At 64.1% G+C, this 22416-nt stretch carries 24 protein-coding genes and 1 tRNA gene; 13 read left to right on the plus strand and 12 right to left on the minus strand.

Annotation, left to right across the window (positions count from 1 at the left end; genetic code table 11):
• Positions 1-107: 107 nt before the first annotated feature.
• The 3 genes from rplK (at position 108) to T8S45_RS01390 (ending at position 1554) form a co-directional block, all read left to right on the plus strand.
• Complete coding sequence (gene rplK, locus T8S45_RS01380; protein ID WP_188641296.1) at positions 108-539, plus strand: 50S ribosomal protein L11; 432 nt, start codon at positions 108-110, stop codon at positions 537-539.
• 2 nt (positions 540-541) lie between these two features.
• Entirely contained in the window at positions 542-1243 is a 702-nt protein-coding gene (gene rplA, locus T8S45_RS01385) for a 50S ribosomal protein L1 (protein WP_322294401.1), read from the plus strand.
• Positions 1244-1374: 131 nt separating this feature from the next.
• Entirely contained in the window at positions 1375-1554 is a 180-nt protein-coding gene (locus T8S45_RS01390) for a hypothetical protein (protein ID WP_322294402.1), read from the plus strand.
• A gap of 133 nt (positions 1555-1687) precedes the next feature.
• Here T8S45_RS01390 and T8S45_RS01395 read toward each other — a convergent pair whose 3' ends face one another.
• From T8S45_RS01395 to T8S45_RS01405, 3 genes are all read right to left on the minus strand, one after another.
• Complete coding sequence (locus T8S45_RS01395) at positions 1688-3532, minus strand: YadA-like family protein (protein WP_322294403.1); 1845 nt, start codon at positions 3530-3532, stop codon at positions 1688-1690.
• Between the two features lie 302 nt (positions 3533-3834).
• On the minus strand, positions 3835-4596 hold the full coding sequence (locus tag T8S45_RS01400) for a competence/damage-inducible protein A (protein ID WP_188641300.1): 762 nt from the start codon (positions 4594-4596) through the stop codon (positions 3835-3837).
• A 44-nt stretch (positions 4597-4640) separates the two neighbouring features.
• Complete coding sequence (locus T8S45_RS01405) at positions 4641-6134, minus strand: flavin-containing monooxygenase (protein ID WP_322294404.1); 1494 nt, start codon at positions 6132-6134, stop codon at positions 4641-4643.
• Between the two features lie 145 nt (positions 6135-6279).
• Between T8S45_RS01405 and T8S45_RS01410 the strand changes: the two genes are divergently transcribed.
• Positions 6280-6618, plus strand: coding sequence for a hypothetical protein (locus T8S45_RS01410; protein ID WP_322294405.1), 339 nt, complete (start codon positions 6280-6282; stop codon positions 6616-6618).
• A 74-nt stretch (positions 6619-6692) separates the two neighbouring features.
• Here the strand turns inward: T8S45_RS01410 and T8S45_RS01415 are convergent, their stop codons facing one another.
• The gene (locus T8S45_RS01415; RefSeq protein ID WP_322294406.1) at positions 6693-7394 is read right to left on the minus strand and encodes an anti-sigma factor family protein; all 702 of its coding nucleotides are present in this window, start codon (positions 7392-7394) and stop codon (positions 6693-6695) included.
• The gene (locus T8S45_RS01420; protein WP_188641304.1) at positions 7391-7855 is read right to left on the minus strand and encodes a sigma-70 family RNA polymerase sigma factor; all 465 of its coding nucleotides are present in this window, start codon (positions 7853-7855) and stop codon (positions 7391-7393) included. Before T8S45_RS01420 ends, T8S45_RS01415 begins: the two co-directional genes overlap by 4 nt.
• Before the next feature lie 103 nt (positions 7856-7958).
• Here T8S45_RS01420 and T8S45_RS01425 point away from each other — a divergent pair, with 103 nt between their 5' ends.
• Both T8S45_RS01425 and T8S45_RS01430 read left to right on the plus strand, forming a co-directional pair.
• Positions 7959-9176: a S8 family serine peptidase gene (locus tag T8S45_RS01425; protein ID WP_322294407.1), complete on the plus strand. Its 1218-nt coding sequence runs from the start codon at positions 7959-7961 to the stop codon at positions 9174-9176.
• A gap of 101 nt (positions 9177-9277) precedes the next feature.
• Positions 9278-10141, plus strand: coding sequence for a hypothetical protein (locus T8S45_RS01430; RefSeq protein ID WP_322294408.1), 864 nt, complete (start codon positions 9278-9280; stop codon positions 10139-10141).
• A gap of 119 nt (positions 10142-10260) precedes the next feature.
• Here the strand turns inward: T8S45_RS01430 and T8S45_RS01435 are convergent, their stop codons facing one another.
• Positions 10261-10986, minus strand: coding sequence for a helix-turn-helix transcriptional regulator (locus T8S45_RS01435; RefSeq protein ID WP_322294409.1), 726 nt, complete (start codon positions 10984-10986; stop codon positions 10261-10263).
• Positions 10987-11272: 286 nt separating this feature from the next.
• On the opposite strand from T8S45_RS01435, the gene T8S45_RS01440 reads away from it, so the two are divergent.
• Entirely contained in the window at positions 11273-11809 is a 537-nt protein-coding gene (locus T8S45_RS01440; RefSeq protein ID WP_322294410.1) for a hypothetical protein, read from the plus strand.
• A gap of 12 nt (positions 11810-11821) precedes the next feature.
• Here T8S45_RS01440 and rimO read toward each other — a convergent pair whose 3' ends face one another.
• Positions 11822-13189 carry a 30S ribosomal protein S12 methylthiotransferase RimO gene (gene rimO / locus T8S45_RS01445; RefSeq protein WP_322294411.1) on the minus strand — a complete coding sequence of 456 codons (1368 nt, stop codon included), beginning with the start codon at positions 13187-13189 and terminating at the stop codon, positions 11822-11824.
• A gap of 76 nt (positions 13190-13265) precedes the next feature.
• Here rimO and T8S45_RS01450 point away from each other — a divergent pair, with 76 nt between their 5' ends.
• Complete coding sequence (locus T8S45_RS01450) at positions 13266-13676, plus strand: DUF1761 domain-containing protein (protein WP_322294412.1); 411 nt, start codon at positions 13266-13268, stop codon at positions 13674-13676.
• Positions 13677-13682: 6 nt separating this feature from the next.
• Here T8S45_RS01450 and T8S45_RS01455 read toward each other — a convergent pair whose 3' ends face one another.
• From T8S45_RS01455 to serS, 3 genes are read right to left on the minus strand one after another with little or no spacing between them, the layout of a single operon-like run.
• The gene (locus T8S45_RS01455; RefSeq protein ID WP_322294413.1) at positions 13683-14792 is read right to left on the minus strand and encodes a potassium channel family protein; all 1110 of its coding nucleotides are present in this window, start codon (positions 14790-14792) and stop codon (positions 13683-13685) included.
• A gap of 7 nt (positions 14793-14799) precedes the next feature.
• On the minus strand, positions 14800-15564 hold the full coding sequence (surE, locus tag T8S45_RS01460) for a 5'/3'-nucleotidase SurE (RefSeq protein WP_322294414.1): 765 nt from the start codon (positions 15562-15564) through the stop codon (positions 14800-14802).
• Positions 15564-16847, minus strand: coding sequence for a serine--tRNA ligase (gene serS, locus T8S45_RS01465; protein WP_322294415.1), 1284 nt, complete (start codon positions 16845-16847; stop codon positions 15564-15566). Before serS ends, surE begins: the two co-directional genes overlap by 1 nt.
• Before the next feature lie 112 nt (positions 16848-16959).
• On the opposite strand from serS, the gene T8S45_RS01470 reads away from it, so the two are divergent.
• Positions 16960-17232, plus strand: a complete 273-nt coding sequence (locus tag T8S45_RS01470; RefSeq protein ID WP_322294416.1) for a hypothetical protein — start codon at positions 16960-16962, stop codon at positions 17230-17232.
• A 118-nt stretch (positions 17233-17350) separates the two neighbouring features.
• Here T8S45_RS01470 and T8S45_RS01475 read toward each other — a convergent pair.
• Positions 17351-17431: transfer RNA gene (locus tag T8S45_RS01475), tRNA-Leu, on the minus strand.
• Between the two features lie 91 nt (positions 17432-17522).
• Between T8S45_RS01475 and T8S45_RS01480 the strand changes: the two genes are divergently transcribed.
• Together T8S45_RS01480 and T8S45_RS01485 are read left to right on the plus strand one after the other, a co-directional pair.
• Entirely contained in the window at positions 17523-18692 is a 1170-nt protein-coding gene (locus T8S45_RS01480; RefSeq protein WP_322294417.1) for a tyrosine-type recombinase/integrase, read from the plus strand.
• A 493-nt stretch (positions 18693-19185) separates the two neighbouring features.
• Entirely contained in the window at positions 19186-19746 is a 561-nt protein-coding gene (locus tag T8S45_RS01485) for a hypothetical protein (protein ID WP_322294418.1), read from the plus strand.
• A gap of 116 nt (positions 19747-19862) precedes the next feature.
• Here T8S45_RS01485 and T8S45_RS01490 read toward each other — a convergent pair whose 3' ends face one another.
• A complete protein-coding gene (locus T8S45_RS01490) occupies positions 19863-20030 on the minus strand; it encodes a hypothetical protein (RefSeq protein ID WP_322294419.1) in 168 nt (55 codons plus the stop codon).
• A gap of 943 nt (positions 20031-20973) precedes the next feature.
• Here T8S45_RS01490 and T8S45_RS01495 point away from each other — a divergent pair.
• Both T8S45_RS01495 and T8S45_RS01500 read left to right on the plus strand, forming a co-directional pair.
• Positions 20974-21969 carry a DUF6624 domain-containing protein gene (locus tag T8S45_RS01495; RefSeq protein WP_322294420.1) on the plus strand — a complete coding sequence of 332 codons (996 nt, stop codon included), beginning with the start codon at positions 20974-20976 and terminating at the stop codon, positions 21967-21969.
• A gap of 148 nt (positions 21970-22117) precedes the next feature.
• Positions 22118-22405 (plus strand): hypothetical protein, encoded by a 288-nt coding sequence (locus T8S45_RS01500; RefSeq protein WP_322294421.1) that lies wholly within the window; start codon positions 22118-22120, stop codon positions 22403-22405.
• Positions 22406-22416: the final 11 nt, after the last annotated feature.

Genomic DNA, 22416 nt, shown 5'->3' on the forward strand with positions numbered 1-22416 from the left:
TACCAGCATCGGGAAATCCACGCGGGAGGCGCCGGCGACGGCGCCGTCTGGACCGCTTAACATGAGCCCGGTTTCGCGCCGGGCGACAGTGCGAAAAGGAGGCCATCATGGCCAAGAAAATCGAAGGTTACATCAACCTTCAGGTGCCCGCCGGCACCGCCAATCCCTCCCCGCCGATCGGCCCTGCGCTCGGTCAGCGCGGCGTCAACATCATGGAATTCTGCAAGGCCTTCAACGCCGCCACGCAGGACCTTGAAAAGAACGCCCCGATCCCGACCAAGATCACGGTCTATGCCGATCGCAGCTTCACCTTCGAAACCAAGTCGCCGCCCGCCAGCTACATGCTGAAGAAGGCCGCCAAGGTGAAGAAGGGTTCGGGCGAGCCGAACAAGACCAAGGTCGGCACGATCAAGGCGAGCCAGATCAAGGAAATCGCGGAAGCGAAGATGAAGGATCTGAACGCCAACGATATCATGCAGGCGATGAAGATCATCGAGGGCTCCGCGCGCTCGATGGGCCTCGACGTGGTGGAGGGCTGATCATGGGCACGATGACCAAGAAGCAGAAGCTCGTCGCCGAGAAGGTCGACAGCGAAAAGCTCTACTCGTTCGACGAAGCGCTCGAAGTGCTGCGCGAATTCGAGAAGATGACGAAGTTCGACGAGACCGTCGAAGTCGCGATGAACCTCGGCGTCGATCCGCGCCACGCAGACCAGATGGTCCGCGGTGTCGTGTCGCTGCCCTCGGGCACCGGCAAGGACGTCAAGGTCGCGGTGTTCGCGCGCGGTGACAATGCCGACGCGGCGAAGGAAGCCGGTGCGGACGTCGTGGGCGCCGAAGATCTCATGGAAGACATGCAGAACGGCAACCTCGATTACGACCGCGTGATCGCTTCGCCCGACATGATGGGCGTCGTCGGCCGTCTCGGTAAGGTGCTCGGTCCCAAGGGCCTGATGCCGAACCCGAAGCTCGGCACCGTGACCCCCAACGTCGCGCAGGCCGTCAAGGACGCCAAGGGCGGCCAGGTCGAATACCGCGTCGAGAAGATGGGCATCATCCACTCGGGCATCGGCAAGATGAGCTTCGACGATGCCGCGCTGAAGGCCAACTTCAAGGCGCTGACCGAAGCGGTGGTCAAGGCCAAGCCGTCGGGCGCCAAGGGCAAGTACGTCCGCAAGGTCTCGCTGACCTCGTCGATGGGCCCGGGCCTCAAGCTCGACCTCTCCGAAGTCGAGGGCGCGTAAGCCACCATATCATCGGATATGCCGATTACAGGGGCCGGGGGAGCAATCCTCCGGCCCTTTGTTTTGGATAAAAGGAGATGGGCAGGCGTTGATCGGGTGAAGCTGCAAGCAATTGCCCGAAAGGAAAGACCATGTCCTCTCTCTGGAGCCTCGCCACGATCCTCGGTCCGATCCTGCTGATCGGATTCATCATCTGGGCCTATGTCAGGAACAAGCAGGCCCCCGACAGCACGGTGCGCAAGGCCGAACGCGGCGCGCGCGAACTGCGCGAGGAACTCGATCAGGACGAATACGACCGCGGCGAGCGCTGACGCGCCGTACGGTGCCAGTTACGTTCGCGCTGCCGGCCGGCGCGCTGCAGCGGCCAGCATTTGGATTGCGCAAAAGAGAAGGGCCGGGGTGCTTGCGCACCCCGGCCCCACTCATCCTGGTCCGCAGGTTGAGTTACCAGGCGATCTGGAAGCCGCCGCGGGCGCCGACTTCACCGCTGTCGAAGCCGACACCGAGACCGGCCGAGATCGAGGCGTTGTCACCGACCCGGGCGCTCAGCGCCACCGTACCGGCACCACGGTCGGCGAAGTAGCCGACGCCGCCCGACAGGCCGAAATTGGTGCCTGCCGGCAGGGCCGGGCTTTCCATCGCGAGACCCATCGCGACGCCTTCGTTGGCGCGGCTGATGTCGATGCTGTTCTGCGCGGTCAGCGCTTCGAGCGTCGTGGTCCGGGCACCGAGCGCGCTGATCGCGGCAGTGTTGGTCCCGATCAGCGCGGTGTTCGACGCGATCGCGGCGGTGTTGCTCGCCACGGAGGCCGAGGTGGCCAGCGCGGTGCGGCCCAGCGTGCCATTGGTGTCGGTCGTCACGGCGAAGATCGTGCCGGTCTGGCTCGACGTGCTCGTGCCGAGGCCGGCGATCACCACCTGGCCGGCATTGGTCGCGGTCGCGCCGTTACCGATCGCGACCGAGTTTGCACCGGTTGCACGCGCGAGGTTGCCAATGGCGACCGAGGCGCTGCCCGAGGCGTTGGCCGAGTCACCCGCGGCGAACGAGCTCGCGCCCGAAGCGTTGGCGAGCACGCCGACCGCGGTCGAGCGCGTGCCGGTGGCGAAGGCGGCATTGCCGAGACCGGTCGAGAAGTCGCCGCGCGCCTGCGCCGAGGCGCCGACGGCGGTGCCCGAACGGCCGGTGGCGTTGGCGAGGTAGCCGAGGCCGGTGGCGTAGGTGTTCGAGGCGTTGGCGGCTTCGCCGAGCGAGGTCGAGAACTCGCCGCTGGCGATCGCGAGGTGGCCGATCGCCGTCGCGCGCTGCGCGGTGGCTTCCGAACGCCAGCCATAGGCGGTCGCGCCGGCGCCGATGGCGAAGGCCTGGCCGCCGACGACGGTGGTCGACGGGCCGCTGGCACGGGTCAGGCGACCATTGCCGGTGCCGTCGCCGCTGCCGATGGCGATCGCATCGGTGCCTTCGGCGGTCGCTTCGTTACCGATCGCGACCGAACGCTCGCCCGAGGCGACCGCGTTGTAGCCGCTGGCATAGGAGAAATCGCCGGTCGCGAAGGTGAAGCCACCCTGCGCGATCGAACCGATGCCCGAAGCGGTCGCGTTGCGACCGAGCGCGATGGCCTGGCGACCCGAAGCGTTGGCGTCGGTACCCTGGGCGATCGCATCGTCGGCCGACGAACGCGAACGATAGCCGATCGCGATCGCACGCTCGGCCGAAGCGAAGGCGTTGTAGCCGCTGGCATAGGCGAAATCGGCGGTGGCGAAGGAGAAGCCGCCCATGGCCGTCGCACCGATGCCGGTGGCGGTGGCGTTGCGACCCATGGCGACAGCCTGACGGCCATTGGCGACGGCATCGCGGCCGACGGCCACGTCGTCATTGTTCACAGCGCGCGCGGTGTAGCCGATGGCAACGCCACCTTCTTGGAGCGCGGTGGCGAAGGCGCCGACTGCGGTCGCGCCGAGGCCCGTCGCGTTGGTGCCGCGACCGATCGCGGTAGCCTGGAGCGCCGAAGCGTTGGCCTCGGTGCCGACGGCAGTCGCGCTCGCGCCGCTGGCGGACGATTCCGAACCGACGGCCGTGCTGTCTTCGCCATTGGCAGTCGAATTCTCACCGCAAGCCAGCGCGTCGTCGCCGACCGCTGTTGCGCCGTTGACGCCGTCACCGGCATCGAGAATTCCGTTGTTGTTGGTGTCGGTAAGACACGCTTCCTGCGCGGCGGCAGGCGTGGCGATAAGCATGGCCGAGCCGGCACAGCCGGCCAGCAGCGCAGCTGCGAGCTGCTTCGTGTACATCGAATTCATATTGGTAAACCTCTTCCTGATTACGGACCAGAAAGCCGTTTGCGTCCCCTGTTTCCCGTCCGCAAAGCAACGTTTGCCCGGGGACCATTGCTGCCCCCTCCGCGCCCGTCGCTTCGGTCCAAAAAAGAACACCCGCGGCTGCTACCCCGAAGAAGTTCGCGGCAGCATGGTGCGTGGTAGAGATTAACCGAGCGGTTGCAAGGAATTAAGCCGTTGAATTTGGCGGTAACTCGAGATTAACGCCGAATTGTCCCAATACGGGTCAGTCTGGCGGCAAAGTTCCCGTAGAGTGCTCAGATACCGCCGGGCGTGAAATCGAAGCCGGCCGTGGCGAGCGCATCGCACAGCGTATCGACCGCACTGCCGAGCTCGTCGCGATCGGTCGAGCGGATCACGAAATTGGCGCCGACCTTGCCCTCGCGGAAGAAGGGATAGGAGCCGATCTGGCATTTCTCGTGCGCCTTTTCGACCTGGCGGAGGATATCGGCGACCTCGCTTTCGGCGGTCCAGCAGCCGATCGTCTCGTCGACCAGCGGGGTGCCGCCTTCGAGGGTGCCGGTGAGCGCGTCGAGCATCCCCGCGGTGATGTGCGGCACGCCCGCCATCAGGTGGATATTGCCCAGCTTGATGCCCGGCGCGCCCGACATGCGGTTGGGAATCAGCTCACCGCCCTCTGGCACGCGCGCCATCCTCAGCCGCGCCTCGGTCAGCCCGCCGGGCTTGTCGGCGTAGTACTGCTCGAGGATCGCGCGCGCCTCGGGATGGACGATCACGTCGACGCCCAGCGCCGCGGCGACCGCATCGACGGTGATATCGTCATGCGTCGGCCCGATCCCGCCGGTGGTGAAGAGATAGTCGTAGCCCTCGCGCAGCGCGTTGACCGCCTCGACGATCCGTTCGAGCACGTCGGGTACCACGCGCACCTCCGACAGGCGGATGCCCTGCACCTGCGTCCAGCTGGCGATCTGGGCGATGTTCTTGTCGTGGGTGCGGCCGGACAGGATCTCGTCGCCGATCACGATCAGCGCGGCGGTGTAGATGCGGGAATCGGACATGGCGCGGATTTAGGGAGCCGATGCGGCGCTGGCTACTCTTTGGGCTATTCGGCGGGCTCGAGCGTTTCGCTTTTCGCGTCGGGAGCAACCTTCGCCTTGCCGAAGGCGAGGATCCCGTCCTCGACCGCGCCGGTCTTCATGTCCTTGCGGTCGCGGACATATTCCTGGTTGAGCCGCCACGGCATCGCGGTCGCGTTCTTGGGCATGATGTGCTTCGAGCGCTGGATGTAGCCCGAGGAGAAATCGAAGATGTCGTCCTCTTCCAGGCCATGGTCGTCGGGCAGCACGGGGGTGGCGAGATCGGCGCTTTTCTCGGCCATCCGGTTGAGCACGCGGCAGGTATATTCGGAGACGAGATCGGCGCGCAGCGTCCAGCTGGCATTGAGATAGCCGAACACCGCCGACAGGTTGGGCAGGTTCGAGAACATCGCTCCCTTGTAGTAGAAGCGCTCCTCGAATTTCACCGGCTCGCCCTCGATCGAAACGTCGATCTTGCCCGCCATGGCGAGCTTCAACCCGGTCGCGGTGATGATGATGTCGGCCTCGACCAACTCGCCCGATTTAAGGCGAATACCGCGCTCCTCGAACTTTTCGATATGGCCGGTGGCGATGCTCGCGCGGCCCTCGCGCATCGCACGGAACAGGTCGGCGTCGGGCACCAGGCACAGCCGCTGGTCCCACGGATCGTAGGGCGGGGTGAAGGCCTGTTCGTCGAATTTGTCGCCGAGCTCGGCGCGGATCTTCTTGAACAGGAAGTCCTTGACCTTCTCCGGCTTGCTGCGCGCGCGCTTGAAGCCGATGTCCTGCATCGTGACGTTCTTCCAGCGCGTGATCTTGTAGGCGGTCTCGGCCGGCAGCACCTTGCGCAGCCAGTTGGCGAGCCCGTCCTTCGCCGGGCGCGAGAAGTAATAGGTCGGCGTGCGCTGGAGCATGGTGACGTGCGCGGCCTTGTCCGCCATCGAGGGAACGATCGTCACCGCGGTCGCGCCCGATCCGATCACCACCACCTTCTTGCCCGCATAGTCGAGATCCTCGGGCCAGAATTGCGGGTGGATCACTTGGCCGCCGAAGCCGCTGGTGTCGAACCCGGCATCGTGCGGCTCGTCGTAATCGTAATAGCCCGAACCGAGATAGAGCCAGTTCGCGGTGACGATGTCGCCGCCTTCGAGCGTCACCGTCCAGCGCGCACTGTCGACGTCGAAATCGGCCGATACGACCTTGCTGTTGAAGCGGATATGGTCGCGGATCCCGCGCTCGTCGGCGATGCGATGGAGGTATTCGAGGATCGCGGGCCCGTCGGCGATCGATTTCTCGTGCGTCCACGGCTCGAACGCGAAGCCCAGCGTGTGCATGTCGCTGTCCGAGCGGATGCCGGGATAGCGGAACAGGTCCCACGTCCCGCCGAGCTTCTCGCGCCGTTCGAGCAGCCCGTAGGTGCGGTCGGGACACATCATCTCGAGATGCGCGGCCATGCCGATGCCCGAAATGCCTGCGCCGACGATCAGGACGTCGAAATCGGGAACGGTGGTATCGGTCATGCGTCTCTCCTTGCTGACACTGGTGTAAGCTAGCTTCGGCGGCGAGGCAAAAAATTTATCCCGCGATGGATTATCGCCGCTGCGTGATCCGTTGTCCCGGCATGCAAGGCCCCGCCAGGCGGGCCGCAACCAGGGAAACAGACCGATGAAAAAGACCGCCATTCTCGCCTTCGCCGCCTTCGCTTCGCTCGCCACCCCGGTGGCCGCCGGGACCGAGGCGCCGATGACCTACGAAGAAGAATATGCCCGCGTTGAGGAACGCGCGATCATCAACGTGCCGATCGCCGGAATCGAGAACGAGCTGTGGTTCGACTACCGGCTCGACGTGATCAAGGCCCAGAAGAAGCTCAACGAAAAGCTGCGCGAAGCCGACAGCATCAAGGACGAGCGCCGCTCGTGGGAGCGCTATGCCAACGAACTGCAGAAGCGCCGGATCGCCTATATCGAGGCGATGGCCAAGCAGGGCTTCCGCCTCGCCTACTGAGGCAGGGCGACCCAATGAAAAAGGCGGCCCGCAACGGCCGCCTTTTTTGTGTCCGGCTTCGAACGGAAAGGGGACTAGTCGCGCCAGCCTTTGGCCCTGGCCGCCGCCTCTGCCTCGGCATCGAGCGCGCCGCCCCTTGCCATCTCCTGCGCCGCGGCGAGGATATCGGACACGTCGCTGCCGGCCTGGCGATACTCGCTCGCGCCGGCCTCGCTGCCCGTGGCGAGCCGCTCGAGCTGCCAGCCATCGGCCTCGCGGCAGGCGATGCCCGAAACCTCGGGCGCGGTGAAGGCGCGGCAGTAATCGCCTTCGGCATTGGCGAAACTCAGCAGGATGCGCGTGTCGGCATCGGCGTGCTGGGTCGCGCTTAGCTGGCTGTCGAGCGCGCTGGCGAGCTCGCCAGAAAGCGCGCCCGGAGCATCGTCCGATCCGCCGCGCGGCAACACCACCGCCAGCGCGAGCGATGCGGCGAGGGCGGGACCGGCGATCCAGCCCCAGCGCGGGATCGTGCGCCTCGTTTCCTTGCGCTCGCGCGCGGCGGCGAAATCGACCACTTCGGCCTCGCCCGGCTCGAGCGGCGCGGTGAGCGTCTCGGGCAGTTCGCGGTCCATCAGCGGGGCAAAATGCGCCGAGAGCTTCGCCGACAGTGCACGATGTGCCTCGACCTGGCGTTGCAGCGCGGGATCGGCGGCGATCGCGGTGGCGACCGCGTCGCGCTCTTCGCCGTCGAGCTGGTCGTCGGCGAAGGCGGCGATCTGTTCGGGGGTCGGGGTCATGCCGCGTCTCCGATCATCTGCATCAGCGCGTCGCGCCCGCGCACCAGCCGCGAATTGAGCGTGCCGACCGGGCAGCCGACGATCTCGGCCGCTTCCTTGTAGGCATAGCCTTCGACCATCACGAGCAGCACGGCTTCGCGCTGGTCGTCGGGCAGTTTCTGCATCGCGCGGTCGATATTGTTCAGCTCGACCCGTGCTTCCTGGCCGCCTTCGCCGCCCACGCGTTCACCCGCGTCGGGATCGACGAAGGTCTGGCCGCGACGGGCGCGGGAACGGGTTTCGTCGATCCAGATATTGCGCATGATCCTGTACATCCAGCTGTCGAGGCGCGTGCCCTCCTGCCACTTGGCACGGTTGGCGAGCGCGCGTTCCACGGTCATCTGGCACAAGTCGTCGCCGTCGCTCGGATGCCCCGCAAGACCGGTCGCGAACCGTCGCAACCGGGGCAGGATCTCGAGCATGGACTGTTCGAACGTGTCGGCCAGTTTTCCGCCTTTCAGGGATTAAACGAAGCGCGCGGGCCGTTTAATCCATGGTAAATGTGAAAAAGGCAAAGGTGTCCCCATGCAGCGACTGTCGATAATCCTTGCGGTGGCGTTCGCGCTGGCGGCGCAGGCCGTCGCCGCGCAGGTCGCGGTGCCGCGCCTGCCGCCGGTCGACGGCGTGGTCGGCGGGCTGGCGGAGACGGTCCGCGAGACCGCCGACCCGCTGCTCGAGACCGCCGAGGACCTGGCGCGCGAAAGGCTGCGCTCGATCGACCGGCTGGTGCGCCGCAATCGCGACGCGATCGAACGCGACCGCGAGGGCGCGCCCGCGCGGCGCGGCGTGCTGCTGCTGCTCGATCCTAGTGCCGCCACGCTCGATGCGCTGTCGACCGGCGGCTTCGCGATCGGCGCGCGCGAGGATATCGCGGGGATCGAACTGTCGCTGGTGAGCATCCGGGTCCCCCGGACGATGAGTCTCGCCGAGGCGCAGGCGCTGGTGCAGCGGCTCGCGCCGGGAGCCGAGATCTCGCCCGACCATCTCTATTTCACCGCCGGTTACGAAAGCGCGCCGGCTCCTGCGGCTCCCGCCCCGGCCCCGCCGACGATCGCGACCCATATCGGGGTCATCGACGGTGCCCCGGCGAAGCGGCTCGGGATCGGCAATATCCGCGGTTTCGCCAGCGGCGCCCCGCGTGCAAGCGACCATGGCAGCGCGGTGGCGGGCTTGCTGGTGGGCGAGGGCGCGCGCCGCATCAGCGTCGCCGACGTCTATGGCAGCGACAAGGCGGGCGGCAATGCGCTCGCCATGGCGCGCGCGCTCGGCTGGCTGGTCGAGGAAGGTGCACAGGTGGTGTCGATCAGCCTCGTCGGCCCGAACAACGCCGTGCTCGGCCGCGCGATCGCTTCGGCCCGGCGCAAGGGCGTGACCCTGGTCGCGGCGGTCGGCAATGACGGTCCGGCCGCGCCGCCCGCCTTCCCCGCGTCCTATCACGGCGTGATCGCGGTCACCGGGGTCGATCGGCGCGACCGGGCGCTGATCGAAGCCGGACGCGCACTGCATCTCGACTATGCGGCTCCGGGCGAAGTGGATGCCTGGGATGCGCGGGGCAAGCGTCGCCGTATGCGCGGCACATCCTTCGCCACGCCGCTGGTCGCGGTGCGCGCCGCCGCCGCCATCGCCGCGGGGCGCAAGGTCCGTCCGGCGCTCGATCGCGAGGCGCGCGACCTCGGCAAGAAGGGGCCCGACGACGCCTATGGGCGCGGCCTGCTGTGCGGCTCCTGCGGCGGTCGCAAGTAATTTTCGAAAAATTTTGCAGCGGCGTGGATTAAGCCGCGCCGGGCATCCGTTTCCTCACTGTAGCGGCCGCGACGCCGCGCGAAACACAGGAAGGAAACGACATGAACAAGCTACTCATCTCGATCGCAGCGGTGGCCCTCGTCCCCGCAACCCCGGCAGCTGCGCAGGTCCTCGGCGGCAGCGGCGGTATCCTCGGCGGCGCGACCGGCACGGTGACCGGCACGCTGTCGAACGGCCCGCTCGGCCCGGTCGATAGCGTGCTCACCGGTCGCGGTTCGGCGCGCGGCGATGCGCGCAGCAATGCCCGCGTCGATCGTCGCAGCGGCCGGGTCGATGCCGATGGCGGTGCCAATGGCGGCGCGACCGGTGCGGTTGCCGGCGTGCTCAACGCCCCGATCGGTCCGGTCGGCGGCGAGGCCTCGGGCAGCGGCAACGCCTCGGGCGAAGGCAGCGCGAGCGCGCAGCTCATCGGCACCGACGGCGCGCGTTCGCTGGTCGGCCGGACCACCGCGACCGCGCGCGGCGCGGCGCAGGGTGTAACGTCACAGGCACTGGGTACCGCACAGGCGGCGCGGGGCGCCGCTGGCGGGGCGGCGTCCGGGTCGGCTAGCGCCACCGGCAGCGGCTCGGGCGCCGGTTCGGGCACATTGGGCCTCGGCCAGCAGATGCTCGCCGCGGCCGGCAGCGGTGCGGCGGCGGGCGAAGGCGCCTTCGCGGTCGCCCCCGGCATGCCGGTCTTCGCCCCCTCGGGTGCTCCGCTCGGCGAGGTGCGCGAAGTGGTCGCCGACCGTCGCGGCCAGGTCCGCCAGCTGGTCGTCAGCAATGGCGAGACCTCGCAGGTGATCGGCTCCGACGCGCTCAGCGTCTCGGGCAACGCATTGGTCGCGGGCGAAGGTCAGGGCGAAGCGACGGCCCGTTCGCAACCCGCCGACCGTCCCGCCCCCGAGGGTTCCGAAACCCCCTGATCCGTTTCGGCAACCCTACCCCTCCGGCGCCCCGCGTACCCCCCTCCAAGCGGGGCGCCATTGCGGGCGGGCCCTGGCGCCCCGCGGTCTCTTCCCCCGCGGGGCGCCTTCTTTCTTCGTCAGGCGTAGATGAGGCCGAGCTTGAGCCCCTTGACCGTCGCCCCGATCCGGTCGCGCGTGTCGAGCTTGTCGAACAGGCGCTTGACGTAGGTCCCCACCGTCTCGGGCGAGATCCCGAGCCGCGCGGCGATCTCGATATTGCTGCAGCCCGCGGCGATCTGTTCGAGCACTTCCTGTTCGCGCTTCGAGAGGCCGACGGCGTGCTGCTCGGACGTTTCGAGCAATTCGCAGATGCGATGATGGGCCGCTTTCGCCAAGGCCTCGACCGCGCTGACCCTGTCGTCCTTCACCCCGACCGCTTCGTCGAAGGCGAATGCGGCAAACCCCTTTCGATTATGCGGGCCGTAAAGCGGGATTCCCACGCCGTGGTCGAACCCGTGTTCGGCCATCGCTGCGAAGTAACGCTCGTTTTCCTCGGTCGCCTCGCCGCTTTCGCGTATCCCCGCGATCGCCGATCGGAGTGTCATCGTGCGGCCCGTCTCGACGATGTAATCGGGGATCGGGTCCATCGACCGGAATGCGGGATCGCGATAGAGCAGTTTCCAGGCTTCGGGCGCGCCTTCGCTGCACAATTGTATATTGGGCGCGGTCTGGCGCGCGAAGCGGGGCGTGAGGTGGTAGGACGCAGCCCGCGGGCCGAATTTTCGGCACGCGCGCAACACGTAGTCGCAAACCAGCGCGATATCATCCAATCGGGCGATGGCGGCGATGGTGTCCTGCATCATTACTCGTCCTCAATGGGCCAATTCTGAAGGCGTCGTTCAGTGAATCTTCAATCTGGCCCCTTTAATTCTTGCAATACGAGTTGGATTGAACGCTGGAAAAGAAAAATCGTTTCTTTTTCAATCGTTTCTCTCGCTTGTCCCCAAATCGCGGGACTTTTCAATGGCATCGCCGGGCCATAGCCCGAATCGTATTGCCGGCATAACGATACGCCGCGCCTCGAACTCGACTGGTCTTGAAATCCCGCCCCTTGGTCGTCTCCGCGGCCGTTTTACGCATTGGTGATACATGTTACGGAAATTGGGCAAAGCACAGCACGTGGCCGAATTGCGGCACCAGGCGCGACAGATGTCGCGGCATGCCTGGTCGCTGCTGCGGATGGCCGACAGCCTTGCCCGCGAGGAAGTTGCCCAGAACGACCTCGCCGATCCCTCGACCGCGTCGGCGCTGGCCTATGAGCACGAACAGCTGCTCGCGGCGATGGCCGGACGGCTGCTCGACGAGCGCGCCCGGCGGCGCAAGCTGTTCCCGAACCGCATGTTCAACGAGGCCGGATGGGACATGCTGATGATCCTCTATCGCAACCGGGTGCAGGGGCGGCGTTCGCTTCCCCACAACGTCGCGATGGAAATCGAAACCACCGTGCGCGTGGTCGAGGACCTTGCCAAGGAGCTGATCTCGGACGGCCTGGTCGAATGGTGCAGCCGCTTCCACTTCATCCGGCTGAGCGACGAAGGCGCAGCGCGGATCCGCGATTTCTTCCTCGACGAGGATCGGGCGCCGGAAGCCGGCGAGTCCGCCGTGCCCGAACGCAAATGCGCCTGAGCGCGTAATGCTTCAGGCGGTCGGCACGCCATAAAGGTCGTGCGCGTCGGCGTCCTCGACGGTGACTTCGATGATATCGCCCGCCGCGAGCGTCTCGGCGACATTGCGCAGGTACACCGCGCCGTCGATCTCGGGGGCGTCGGCCTGGCTGCGCGCGGTCGCGCCGATATCGCCGTCCTCGTCGGGCTCGCCGACCTCGTCGACGATCACCGGTAACGTCTTGCCGACCTTCGCCTGCAGCTTGGCGGCGGAAATCCGCTCGGTCACTTCCATCAGCCGCGCATAGCGCTCTTCCTTGACCGCTTCGGGCACCGGATCGGGGAGGTCGTTCGCCTGCGCGCCCTCGACCGGTTCGAAGCGGAAGCCGCCGACGCGGTCGAGCTGCGCTTCCTCGAGCCAGTCGAGCAGATACTTGAAATCGTCCTCGGTCTCGCCGGGAAAGCCGACCACGAAGCTGGAACGCACGGTGAGGTCGGGGCAGATCTCGCGCCAGCCCTTCAACCTTTCGAGCACCTTGGCCTCGTTCGCCGGGCGCTTCATCGCTTTCAGGACGGAGCGCGCGGCGTGCTGGAACGGGATGTCGAGATAGGGCGTCACCAGCCCTTCGGCCATCAGCGGGATCACCGCGTCGACATGGGGGTAGGGGTAGACGTAGTGCAGCCGGATCCACGGCGGCACGCCGTCCGCCGTCCGCAGGCCGCCGAGCTCGCGCGCGAGGTCGGTCATGTGCGCGCGCACATCGCTGCCCTTCCAGTCGCGGCTCTCGTGGCGGATATCGACGCCGTAGGCCGAGGTATCCTGGCTGATGACGAGCAATTCCTTGGTCCCCGCCGCAACCAGCTTCTCCGCCTCGCGCAGCACCGCGTCGACGCGGCGGCTGGCGAGCTTCCCGCGCAATTGCGGGATGATGCAGAAGGCGCAGCTATGGTTGCAGCCCTCGGAGATCTTGAGATAGCCGTAGTGGCGCGGGGTGAGCTTGATGTCGGGCTGCGGGATCAGGTCAACGAAAGGTCCGCGCGCGGGCGGCGCGGCCTCGTGCACGGCCTCGACCACCTGTTCGTACTGGTGTGCGCCGGTCACCGCGAGCACTTGCGGGTGCGCGGCGCGGATCGCCTCGGCATCCTCGCCCATGCAGCCGGTCACGATCACGCGCCCGTTCTCCGCGATCGCCTCGCCGATCGCCTGGAGGCTTTCCTCCTTGGCGCTATCGAGGAAGCCGCAGGTGTTGACGAGCACCACGTCGGCGCCGGCATAGTCGGGGCTCATCGCGTAGCCGTCGGCGCGCAGCCGCGTGAGGATGCGCTCGGAATCCACCAGCGCTTTGGGACAGCCAAGGCTGACCATGCCCACCTTCGGGGCGTCTTCGATCCGTGTTGCCATGATGGGCCGCGCCACTACACGTTTCGCGCGGGTTGCGCTAGACGGTGATTGGGGTCGCCCGAGGGGAGAAAACGGGATGAACATCTTCGACGTGAATTGGCTGGCGGTGGTGCTGGCCGCGCTCGCGGGATTTGTCGTGGGCGGGATCTGGTACGGGCCCGTGATGGGGAAGAAATGGATGGGCGCGGTCGGGCTGACCGAGGAGCAGGTCAGGTCCGGCAATATGGGCCTGATCTACGGCGGCGCCTTCGCCTTCTCGCTGGTGGCGAGCTGGACGCTGGCGCACACTTTCGCGACCTATGCGACCGACCTGTCGATATCGGTCAAGGTGCTGACGGCCTTCGGGGTCGCGCTCGGCTTCATCGTCCCCGCGATCGGGACCAACTACCTGTTCAGCCAGAAGAGCAAGGCGCTGTTCTTCATCGATGCCGGCTACTGGCTGCTGTTCTATATCGCGATGGGGCTCGTCCACGCCTACTTGGGCTGAGCGGGCCTAGTCCTCGATCTCCGATGGCATGGGCGGGTTGATCTCCACACCCGGCGCATCGCCCAGCTCCTCGCCGTCGGTGGTCGGGATGATCTCGACCACCACGTCGCCCTTTCGCAGCGACTGGCACTCGTCTTCCCAGAAGCCCAGCGCCTTGCCGTCGCGATAGACGCGCAGGCCGCGCCCGCCGGTGGTCAGCTCGTAGATCGCCTTGCCGCATTCGTCGGCGGTGATTTCGCGCTCGACCAGCTGGACCCGGCCCGAGACCGAGGCGAGGTCGGCGAGGTACTCGGCGATATGCGCGCCTTTGGCCGATCCCGCGAGCAGCAGCCCGGTGAAACGCACCGGGTTGATGACGTTGTTCGCGCCCGCCTGCCGCGCGAGCAGTTCGTTGTCGTCGGCGCGCACGACGACCGAGATGTGCAGCTTGGGCGCGAGGTGGCGCACGGTCAGCACGATCAGGATCGAGGTATCGTCGCGCCCGGCCGAGACGAGCACCGCCTGCGCGCGCTGGATCCGGACTGCCTTCAGGGTCTCGTCGCGGGTGGCATCGCCGACCAGCACGTTGCAGCCGAGCCGCTCGGCCTCTTCGAGCCTAGCTTCGCTGCCGTCGACCACGACGATGCAATGCGGATCGATCCCGCGTTCGATCAACTCGCCGACCGCCTCGGAGCCGGAGATCCCGTAACCGAGGACGACGATGTGATCGTCGAGCTGTTCCTGGATACGTTGCATGCGGAATTTCTCCCAAGAGCGCTTGATGACGAAGTTGTAGGCTGTGCCGACGAAAATGACGAACACGAGCACGCGGATCGGGGTCACGATCAGCGCCTCGACCAGCCGCGCGCGGTCGCTGACCGGGGCGATGTCGCCGAACCCGGTGGTGGTGATCGAGATCATGGTGAAATAGATCACGTCGAGGAAGCTGACCTCGCCGTCGACCGCGTCGACCAGGCCGCCGCGATCCCACCAGTGGACCATGATGACGATGAAGACGAGGAACAGCGCGGCAGAGGTGCGGATGCCGATATCGGCCCACACCGGCACCTTTACCGCGCGCTTCAATGGCTGGAAGCGCTCGCGCCTCGCCTTCTTGTTGGCCGACGATCTGCTCACCGATTGATCACCGCGGGAAGGTCTCCTCGAGCGCGCTCAATTCCGCCTCGCAGGTCAGGTCGAGCTGGAGCGGGGTGACCGCGATAAAGCCATCCTCGATCGCTTCCAAGTCCGTTGCGTGACCGGGCGTGTGTTCGATCCCGTGGAGGCCGAACCAGTAATAGCGGAAACCGCGCGGGTCGCGGCCCTCGACCACCGAGCCGCGGGCATAATCGTGGAAACCCTGGCGCACCGCGCGGATGCCCTTGACCTCGCTGGCGGGAATCGCGGGGAAGTTGATATTGATCAGCCCGCGCTCGCGGCGCGGGAGGGCGAACAGCGGCTCGAGCACTTTCGGCCCCCATTCGCGCGCCGCCCCGAACGGCACGTCGTCCCCCATGCCCTCCTTCGAGTAGACCTGGCTCAGCGCGATCGAGCGAATCCCCGCGAGCGCTCCTTCCATCGCCGCCGAGACGGTGCCCGAATAGGTGATGTCGTCGCCCAGGTTCGCGCCGCGATTGACCCCGGACAACACCACGTCGGGCGGGCTCGGGAGCACTTTCTTCAGTCCCATCGTGACCGCGTCGGTCGGCGTGCCGGTGACTGAGAAGCGCCGCTCGCCATGCTTGCGCAGCCGCACCGGGCTGGTGAGCGTGAGCGAATGGCCCGCGCCCGAGGCCTCCTCGGCCGGGGCGACCACCCACACGTCGTCGGAGAATTCGCGCGCGATCTCTTCGAGCACCGCGATGCCGGGCGCGTTGATGCCGTCGTCATTGGTCACGAGGATGCGCATCAGGCCGCGGCCTCCAGCTTGTCGATCCCGCCCATATAGGGCTTGAGCGCCTCGGGCACGGTCACGCTGCCGTCTTCGTTCTGGTAGTTCTCGAGCACCGCGACCAGCGTGCGCCCGACCGCGAGGCCCGAACCGTTGAGCGTGTGGACGAAATCGGTCTTCTTGCCGCCGTCTTCGGGACGATAGCGCGCGTTCATGCGGCGCGCCTGGAAGGCGCCGGTGTTCGAACACGAGCTGATCTCGCGATAGGCGCCCTGGCCGGGCAGCCAGACCTCGAGGTCGTAGGTCTTGCGCGCCCCGAAGCCCATGTCGCCGGTGCACAGCAGCATCTTGCGATAGGGCAGGCCGAGCGCCTGCAGCACGCCCTCGGCGCATTCGGTCATCCGCTCGTGCTCGGCCTCGGAATCCTCGGGGCGGCAGATCGAGACCAGCTCGACCTTCTCGAACTGGTGCTGGCGGATGAAGCCGCGCGTGTCCTTGCCCGCCGCACCCGCTTCGGAGCGGAAGCACGGGGTGAGCGCGGTCAGCCGGATCGGCTCGGCGAGGTCGTCGATGATCTCGCCCATAACCGAACTGGTTAGGCTGACCTCGGAGGTAGGGATCAGCCAGCGACCGTCGGTGGTCTTGAAACTGTCTTCGGCGAACTTCGGGAGCTTGTCGGTGCCGTACATGGCGGCGTCGTTGACCAGCACCGGCGGAGCACATTCCGTGTAACCGTTCTGGTTAATCTGCCGGTCGAGCATGAATTGCGCGATCGCGCGGTGGAGACGCGCCATCCCGCCGCGCAGGAAGGTGAAGCGCGCGCCGGAAATCTTCGCGCCGGTCTCGAAATCCATGCCCAGCGCGGGCCCGAGATCGGCGTGCTCCCTTGGCTCGAACTCGAACTCGCGCTTTTCGCCCCAGTTCGACACCTCGACATTGTCCTCTTCGCCTTCGCCCTGCGGCACGTCGTCGGCGGGGAGGTTGGGGATCGTTTCGAGCATGGCGGTCAGCTTGGCGGCGACCGTGCGGCCGTCCTCCTCCATCTGCGGCATGGTCTGCTTCAATTCGGCGACTTCGGCCTTGAGCTGTTCGGCCTTGTCGGTGTCGCCCTGGCCCATCGCCTGGCCGATCGCCTTCGACGCCTCGTTGCGGCGGCTCTGCGCTTCCTGGATGCGCGTGGTCAGCGCGCGGCCCTCGGTATCGAGGGCGAGAATCTTGGCGGAGGCCGGTTCGAGTCCGCGCCGTGCGAGCGCCGCGTCGAAACCTTCGGGATCGTCCCGGATCAGGCGAATATCGTGCATGGCCAGCGCTATGGAGCCTTTCGCGCCGCACCTCAAGCGGGTGCGAGGGCGCGACGAATTGGGGAACGCTGGCGACCCTCCAACCGTTGGAGCGGCAAAGGAGAATTGATTTATGATTGGCAAGATGATCGGAGCACTCGTCGGCGGCAGGGTTGCCGAACACGCACGCGGAGTCGGCGGGCCCACCGGGGCCGTGCTGGGCGTGGTTGCGGCCAGCGCGCTGCGCCGGATTAGCCTTCCCACGATGATCGCATTGGGCGCGGGCGGCTATTTCGCGAAGAAGTATTTCGACCGGCAGCAGGCCGATGACGCGAAGCCCAAGGCTCTCGAGGACAAGTCGGTCTCCACGACCAAGGCCAAGACGGGCGAACCCGTTTCGGCCTGACCACGGTTCCATAGCGAAGAGGCGGGTGCGGCGACATGTCGCGCCCGCCTTTTTCGTGCGCGCGATCGGCGCCACGCGCGAATCGTGTCTTAGGTTGCGGTCGATCTGGTTCGGGGAATGGTGGGCGCGGCAAGGATTGAACTTGCGACCCCACCCGTGTGAAGGGTGGGAAAACGAACATTCGCGGCTATACACGCACCTTAAAATCCAGTAAAAACAATCGCAGGCGTTTAGGGATGTTCGCCTATGTATTTCATGGTTTTTTCATGGATTTTGGAGCGCTGCGATAAATGCCCGATCTGAGCCGCATCAAGGAACGCGAGAAGCTGAAGCCGAAGGCGGGTGACGAGCCGCATTGGCAACGATTGCGTCAAGGCTGCTATGTTGGTTTCCGGCCTTCCAAGAAAGGCAATCGTGGCACGTGGTTCGCACGTGCATATGTTCCCGAAGGGACTGGCTATCGGCGCAAGTCTTTAGGCGATTTTGGCGCGCTGTCCGGCCATGACGTATTCACGCAAGCGAAGGTCGAAGCCGAAGGCTGGGCCGAACTGGTCGAGAGCGGCGGAGAGCGTGCGCGCGACATGGTGACTGTTCAGGACGCCTGTGAAGCTTATTTACAGCAAAAGCCGGGCTCGATTGCCGCAGGCGTGTTCCGGCGACATGTTTATAATGACCCGATCGCTAAGGCGAAGCTCGACAAATTACGGCGACACCATCTGCGCGCGTGGCGCAAGCGGCTGGAACAGGCACCGGCCTTGATTACGCGAAGCAAAAAGGGTGAGCGGCGCTGGAAAGAGCGAGCCAAATCGACCGTCAATCGCGACATGGTGCCGTTACGCGCCGCACTTGCGCAGGTGCTCAAACCGGGTGCTCCGAATACCGACGCTGCATGGCAAGAAGCGCTGAAACCGTTCAAGGGTGCCGACAAGCGGCGAGATTTGTATCTAGACCGGGATGAACGGCGGAAGTTGATTGATGCAACTAGCGACGAGGTGCGACCCTTTGTGAAGGGGCTTAGCTACTTGCCTCTCCGTCCGGGTGCACTTGCCGCACTTACTGCGCGTGACTTTGACAAGCGCACCCGCACGCTCACCATCGGCAAGGACAAGAATGGTAACCCGCGCCAGATGACGATGCCGCAGGCGATTGCCGACTTTTTCGACGCGCAAACGAAGTCCAAGCTGCCAGCCGCGCCGATCTTTGCTCGCGCCGGTGGCGAGCCGTGGAACAAGGATGCGTGGAAGTATCCGATCAAGGAGGCCGTAAAGGCGACGGGCCTGCCTGGTGCCGTATCAGCCTACACTCTGCGCCATAGTGTGATTACGGACCTGATACGCGCTCGCTTGCCGATCCTGACGGTGGCGCAGCTATCAGGGACGAGTGTTGCGATGATCGAGAGGCACTATGGCCATCTAGTGCGGGATGATGCTGAAGAGGCGCTAGCGACGCTTGCAATCTAATGTCCTTGTCCGACCATCGGCTGTGGGATGTCTGCTCTGCCGGAAAATCTGATGAAAGCAGACCAGCCGCTAACGACCCGATTGCGGACATTGTCAGAATACGACGAGGCTGCCAGTTTGCGGTGATGTTCAGAAAGGCTTTGTCGTTCCTTCTCCTCAGTGCGTTGCTTGGGACGGCATATGTTTTCGCATGGTCACCCCACGCATCGTATAATCGCGCTGGAATCATCGGCACAACCGGGCGGATCGATTCAGGCGCGAAATTCGGCGTAACCATCGGCGATGTCCAATGGACCGCCCAAAAGACCTTTTGGAAGGCGGGATTCTATAGAGTTGAATCGACGAAGCCCCAATCTTGTCACGGTTTCGAGTATTCAAAAACACAAAACATTGAGGTGTGGTTCGACGATAGCTGGAGGCGTGGCACTTTGTGCGTTGTCAGTTCAGAATCAAAGATCACACACTTAAGTTGGAGCTATGGATTTGGCTCCCCATGATGGCGGACTCGGTGCGTTTGTGTCCGCTAACCACCCATTTTGCGATGCTCTCGACGAGCCCGGAAGGTGCCAAGGGCAGACGGCCGGCAAGCGACCCGATTGCGGAAATTAACGGTTCGGGGCAGCGTGACGCGAAGAGGGTGCGGCTATCGCTAATTCTTACCATTGGAACGATTTTGCAGGAGGGTTCAACGGTGGTCGACGTCGAACTTCACGCCGATAACGCCGATAACATTCAGCCCGTCAATATCTCGCATCACGTCGATGAAATCAGAGAGGGAGATAGGCTCGTCGAGCGCTACAATTACGTCGTCTATGAGTTTGAGAACGATGACGGCTACCTGTGGGCGCGTGCGTATCTCGATGAGGTCGATAAGGTGGCGATCTATGGTCCTTTCGCTGACAGCAGTCGCGCGATTAAAGTCAGCGCGCCGAGCCTTGAGACGGCGGTCATCAACTACCTGAAGCGCCGCTTCGCCTGCATCAATCGCCTCAGCCCAGACGAATACGCCCCCGCTGGTTACGAGACTATCTGGCGTCGGTCAGCATCGGACTGATGTCCGCTTCCCACCCATCTGGCGACACTTTTGCCGAGCCAGCGATGTGCCAGGAGCCGACCGTCGGCTAACGACCCGTTGGCGAACATCCTCCCATTGCCACTAGACGCTAGAGCTCAGGGAAGAACCTCCAATTTCGAATAGCGGAATTCAATGGCCGCAACCAACACTCCCAAAGCGAGCAGAGCGAGTATCTGAACTAGCGGATTCTCGATCGCTCCATAGGCGATGAGACTTACGAGAGCCAACCCGATCCACATCATGAAGCTGAAGAAGCCTGCCAAGCGTAGCTCCGAACCGCAATTCGGGCACTTGAGCGTGTCGCTAACGAAAAGGTGAGTTATCAGCTTCACCGGTAGACGTTCTTCACATTTCGGGCATTGCTTCACGTATTCCTACTTCCCGCATCAATGTGGCACCGAAGAGATCGAGCGTATCGATTATCGACCCAGCTGACAACGCTTCGAGCTACCGATGGGCCAATAGCAGACCGCAAGGTGACGCCCTTGTTGCTGGCGTTCCGTTAAACCGATAAGTCATTGTAACGAGCTGTTTGTAATGGCTTAAGAAATCGGAGGGTGAGTGAATGTCGTTTAGCAATTCGGGGCCAATGCTGATTGGCTTACTGGGGCTTACGCTCTCAGGTTGTGGCAACGTTGAGCCTGAGACGGCAGGGCGATGCATCGAACGGTTCGAAAACCTTGGTAATCCCCCTCATGGTTTCAGTGGCGGGACCTTCTCACCTATTTTCACGTATGACATTTCTTAAATCGACGGATTTCTTGATGCCTTGGCGGAGGAAGATCGCGAAGGAATGCAAGTTACCTTCGCGACCGGTCAAAGCACGTCTGCGGTGAAGGCATTCTACGAGAAAGAAGTTCCATCAAACGGAGCGATATTTATTGGCGATGACGTGTCTCTCTATCGCGTTCGCGGGAACGATGGACTTCGAATAGAGACGATTGAAGCCGGGTGTCATGATGCGCCGGATCGAGCACGACTAGTCCATATCGCTTGGGCAAAGAATTCCCCAAAAGGCTAAGAATACTCCTGCCTCTTGAATGACCGCATTCCACCCACATCGTGTCGCTTTCATGCGGCGATCGTTATGCCGATAGCCGACGTTCATCGACGTCATGGATAAAGGGATTGGCATCGAAAGCTTGATGCAGCAGTCGTCTGCTTGCTGGCCCGGCCACTAAATCAAACGGGTCGATGAGAGGAAATATGATAAAGACAATCGCGCTTGCTACCTTGCCAGCTGCACTTTTCGCAGCAGCACCCCCGGAAGCACCAGACGCGTTGCTTCCATATATCGAAGATGGACATTTCGAGCCTGACGATTTTGGTTGGATGAAGGGCGCGTTTCCGGGGGCCAGCGAAAGGCAGAAGCGCGACTATCAAACGGTGCAGAGGTGGCTTGAAGCTTGTTCAACGGATGCCAAGCTTGAAGTCTTCGCCCGCCTCGAGGAGCTTGGTGTTCCCAAGCCAAGTCTCGACGATCTGCCCATCGCCCGCCCGCTTTGCGATGAAGTGGCGGCTATGCCCGACGTCGATGCATACGAGAGCTACGATGAGTTTGCCGAGATGCTTGCGACTACCAGGCCCGTCTTCGATGCGCTGGTGTTCACCACAGAGCTAGCGACGAAGATTGCGGGTCCGACGACGAGGTCGCTTGCAGATAAATTGAACCATCGGACGACCGCCGAGCAGATCTATCGCCATGCGTATAGCTGGGTTTGGCAACAAGACTACAAGAAGGGCACACCGGTTCTGAACGACAAACAGAAGCCGATCTTCTCTGCTCTTTTGGCAGGAGAGGTAATCAGGACCGACCGAGAAAACACGGAATGGCTGAAGCAAGTGATTGCGGAGCATGGGTGGCCGACAATCTCCATGGTCGGTGAGCGCGCGTCACAACAGGCATGGCTCCTTGCGCAGCATGCGGATCACGACCCGGTCCTGCAGCTTGAGGTATTGCGCCTAATGGAGCCTCTGGTCGAGAAGGGAGAGGTGTCGCAACGCAATTATGCTTACCTCTATGATCGGGTGATGTTGAAACTAGTGGGCAAACAGCGTTTCGCGACCCAAACCGAATGTAAGGAGGGCGAGCGCGTAGCATCGGAATTGGAAGACAAGGTTAGGATGCCAGAATTCCGTCAATCGATGGGGTTGGAGCCATTCGAGGAATATATGGACGGCTTTCAATCCCCTTGCCCGTAACCTAATCGGGTGATCTGTTCGAATGCAATCCTGGCGTCAGCTTCCCACCCAGTTCGTGACCGATCTGCCGAGGTGGCAATGAGCCACGAGCGGACCGACCGCTAACGACCCGGTTGCGGACGTTCGGGGGGTAATTTAGTGCGGCAACATGCTGCAGGAAAAGAAAGCTTCGAACCCTATGAATGGTTTTGTGAAGGCCATCGGTATATTCGTTTTCACCTTCCTCCTAACTATCGCGGTCCTATCGTCATTTGGCGCCAGTATGACGACCACCCTCGCATTAACTGCTTTCACGCAGTCGGGATTAGTCGCTTCAGCGATGTATGTTCGAAGCAAAGCGGAAGCTGATTCTCAAAAAAAGTCGGTTGCAACATGGGTTATGATTATCTCCGGGTTTTGGGCGGTGATGTCTCTTGTCGCATTCGTAAGAGCTTGAAGCGACTTCGA

It is taken from the genome of Pseudoblastomonas marina (assembly GCF_034374265.1).
Lineage (GTDB): Bacteria > Pseudomonadota > Alphaproteobacteria > Sphingomonadales > Sphingomonadaceae > Alteriqipengyuania_A > Alteriqipengyuania_A marina.

What these genes read in the sequence shown, in the direction of transcription:
- T8S45_RS01435 (WP_322294409.1), bottom strand. Translation starts at nt 10,986, where the DNA reads ATGATGCAGGACACCATCGCCGCCATCGCCCGATTGGATGATATCGCG.
- T8S45_RS01440 (WP_322294410.1), top strand. Translation starts at nt 11,273, where the DNA reads ATGTTACGGAAATTGGGCAAAGCACAGCACGTGGCCGAATTGCGGCAC.
- T8S45_RS01425 (WP_322294407.1), top strand. Translation starts at nt 7,959, where the DNA reads ATGCAGCGACTGTCGATAATCCTTGCGGTGGCGTTCGCGCTGGCGGCG.
- serS (WP_322294415.1), bottom strand. Translation starts at nt 16,847, where the DNA reads ATGCACGATATTCGCCTGATCCGGGACGATCCCGAAGGTTTCGACGCG.
- T8S45_RS01430 (WP_322294408.1), top strand. Translation starts at nt 9,278, where the DNA reads ATGAACAAGCTACTCATCTCGATCGCAGCGGTGGCCCTCGTCCCCGCA.
- T8S45_RS01470 (WP_322294416.1), top strand. Translation starts at nt 16,960, where the DNA reads ATGATTGGCAAGATGATCGGAGCACTCGTCGGCGGCAGGGTTGCCGAA.
- rplA (WP_322294401.1), top strand. Translation starts at nt 542, where the DNA reads ATGGGCACGATGACCAAGAAGCAGAAGCTCGTCGCCGAGAAGGTCGAC.
- T8S45_RS01395 (WP_322294403.1), bottom strand. Translation starts at nt 3,532, where the DNA reads ATGTACACGAAGCAGCTCGCAGCTGCGCTGCTGGCCGGCTGTGCCGGC.
- T8S45_RS01405 (WP_322294404.1), bottom strand. Translation starts at nt 6,134, where the DNA reads ATGACCGATACCACCGTTCCCGATTTCGACGTCCTGATCGTCGGCGCA.
- T8S45_RS01450 (WP_322294412.1), top strand. Translation starts at nt 13,266, where the DNA reads ATGAACATCTTCGACGTGAATTGGCTGGCGGTGGTGCTGGCCGCGCTC.
- T8S45_RS01400 (WP_188641300.1), bottom strand. Translation starts at nt 4,596, where the DNA reads ATGTCCGATTCCCGCATCTACACCGCCGCGCTGATCGTGATCGGCGAC.
- T8S45_RS01390 (WP_322294402.1), top strand. Translation starts at nt 1,375, where the DNA reads ATGTCCTCTCTCTGGAGCCTCGCCACGATCCTCGGTCCGATCCTGCTG.
- T8S45_RS01415 (WP_322294406.1), bottom strand. Translation starts at nt 7,394, where the DNA reads ATGACCCCGACCCCCGAACAGATCGCCGCCTTCGCCGACGACCAGCTC.
- rimO (WP_322294411.1), bottom strand. Translation starts at nt 13,189, where the DNA reads ATGGCAACACGGATCGAAGACGCCCCGAAGGTGGGCATGGTCAGCCTT.
- T8S45_RS01495 (WP_322294420.1), top strand. Translation starts at nt 20,974, where the DNA reads ATGATAAAGACAATCGCGCTTGCTACCTTGCCAGCTGCACTTTTCGCA.
- surE (WP_322294414.1), bottom strand. Translation starts at nt 15,564, where the DNA reads ATGCGCATCCTCGTGACCAATGACGACGGCATCAACGCGCCCGGCATC.
- T8S45_RS01480 (WP_322294417.1), top strand. Translation starts at nt 17,523, where the DNA reads ATGCCCGATCTGAGCCGCATCAAGGAACGCGAGAAGCTGAAGCCGAAG.
- T8S45_RS01485 (WP_322294418.1), top strand. Translation starts at nt 19,186, where the DNA reads ATGATGGCGGACTCGGTGCGTTTGTGTCCGCTAACCACCCATTTTGCG.
- T8S45_RS01420 (WP_188641304.1), bottom strand. Translation starts at nt 7,855, where the DNA reads ATGCTCGAGATCCTGCCCCGGTTGCGACGGTTCGCGACCGGTCTTGCG.
- rplK (WP_188641296.1), top strand. Translation starts at nt 108, where the DNA reads ATGGCCAAGAAAATCGAAGGTTACATCAACCTTCAGGTGCCCGCCGGC.
- T8S45_RS01410 (WP_322294405.1), top strand. Translation starts at nt 6,280, where the DNA reads ATGAAAAAGACCGCCATTCTCGCCTTCGCCGCCTTCGCTTCGCTCGCC.
- T8S45_RS01500 (WP_322294421.1), top strand. Translation starts at nt 22,118, where the DNA reads ATGCTGCAGGAAAAGAAAGCTTCGAACCCTATGAATGGTTTTGTGAAG.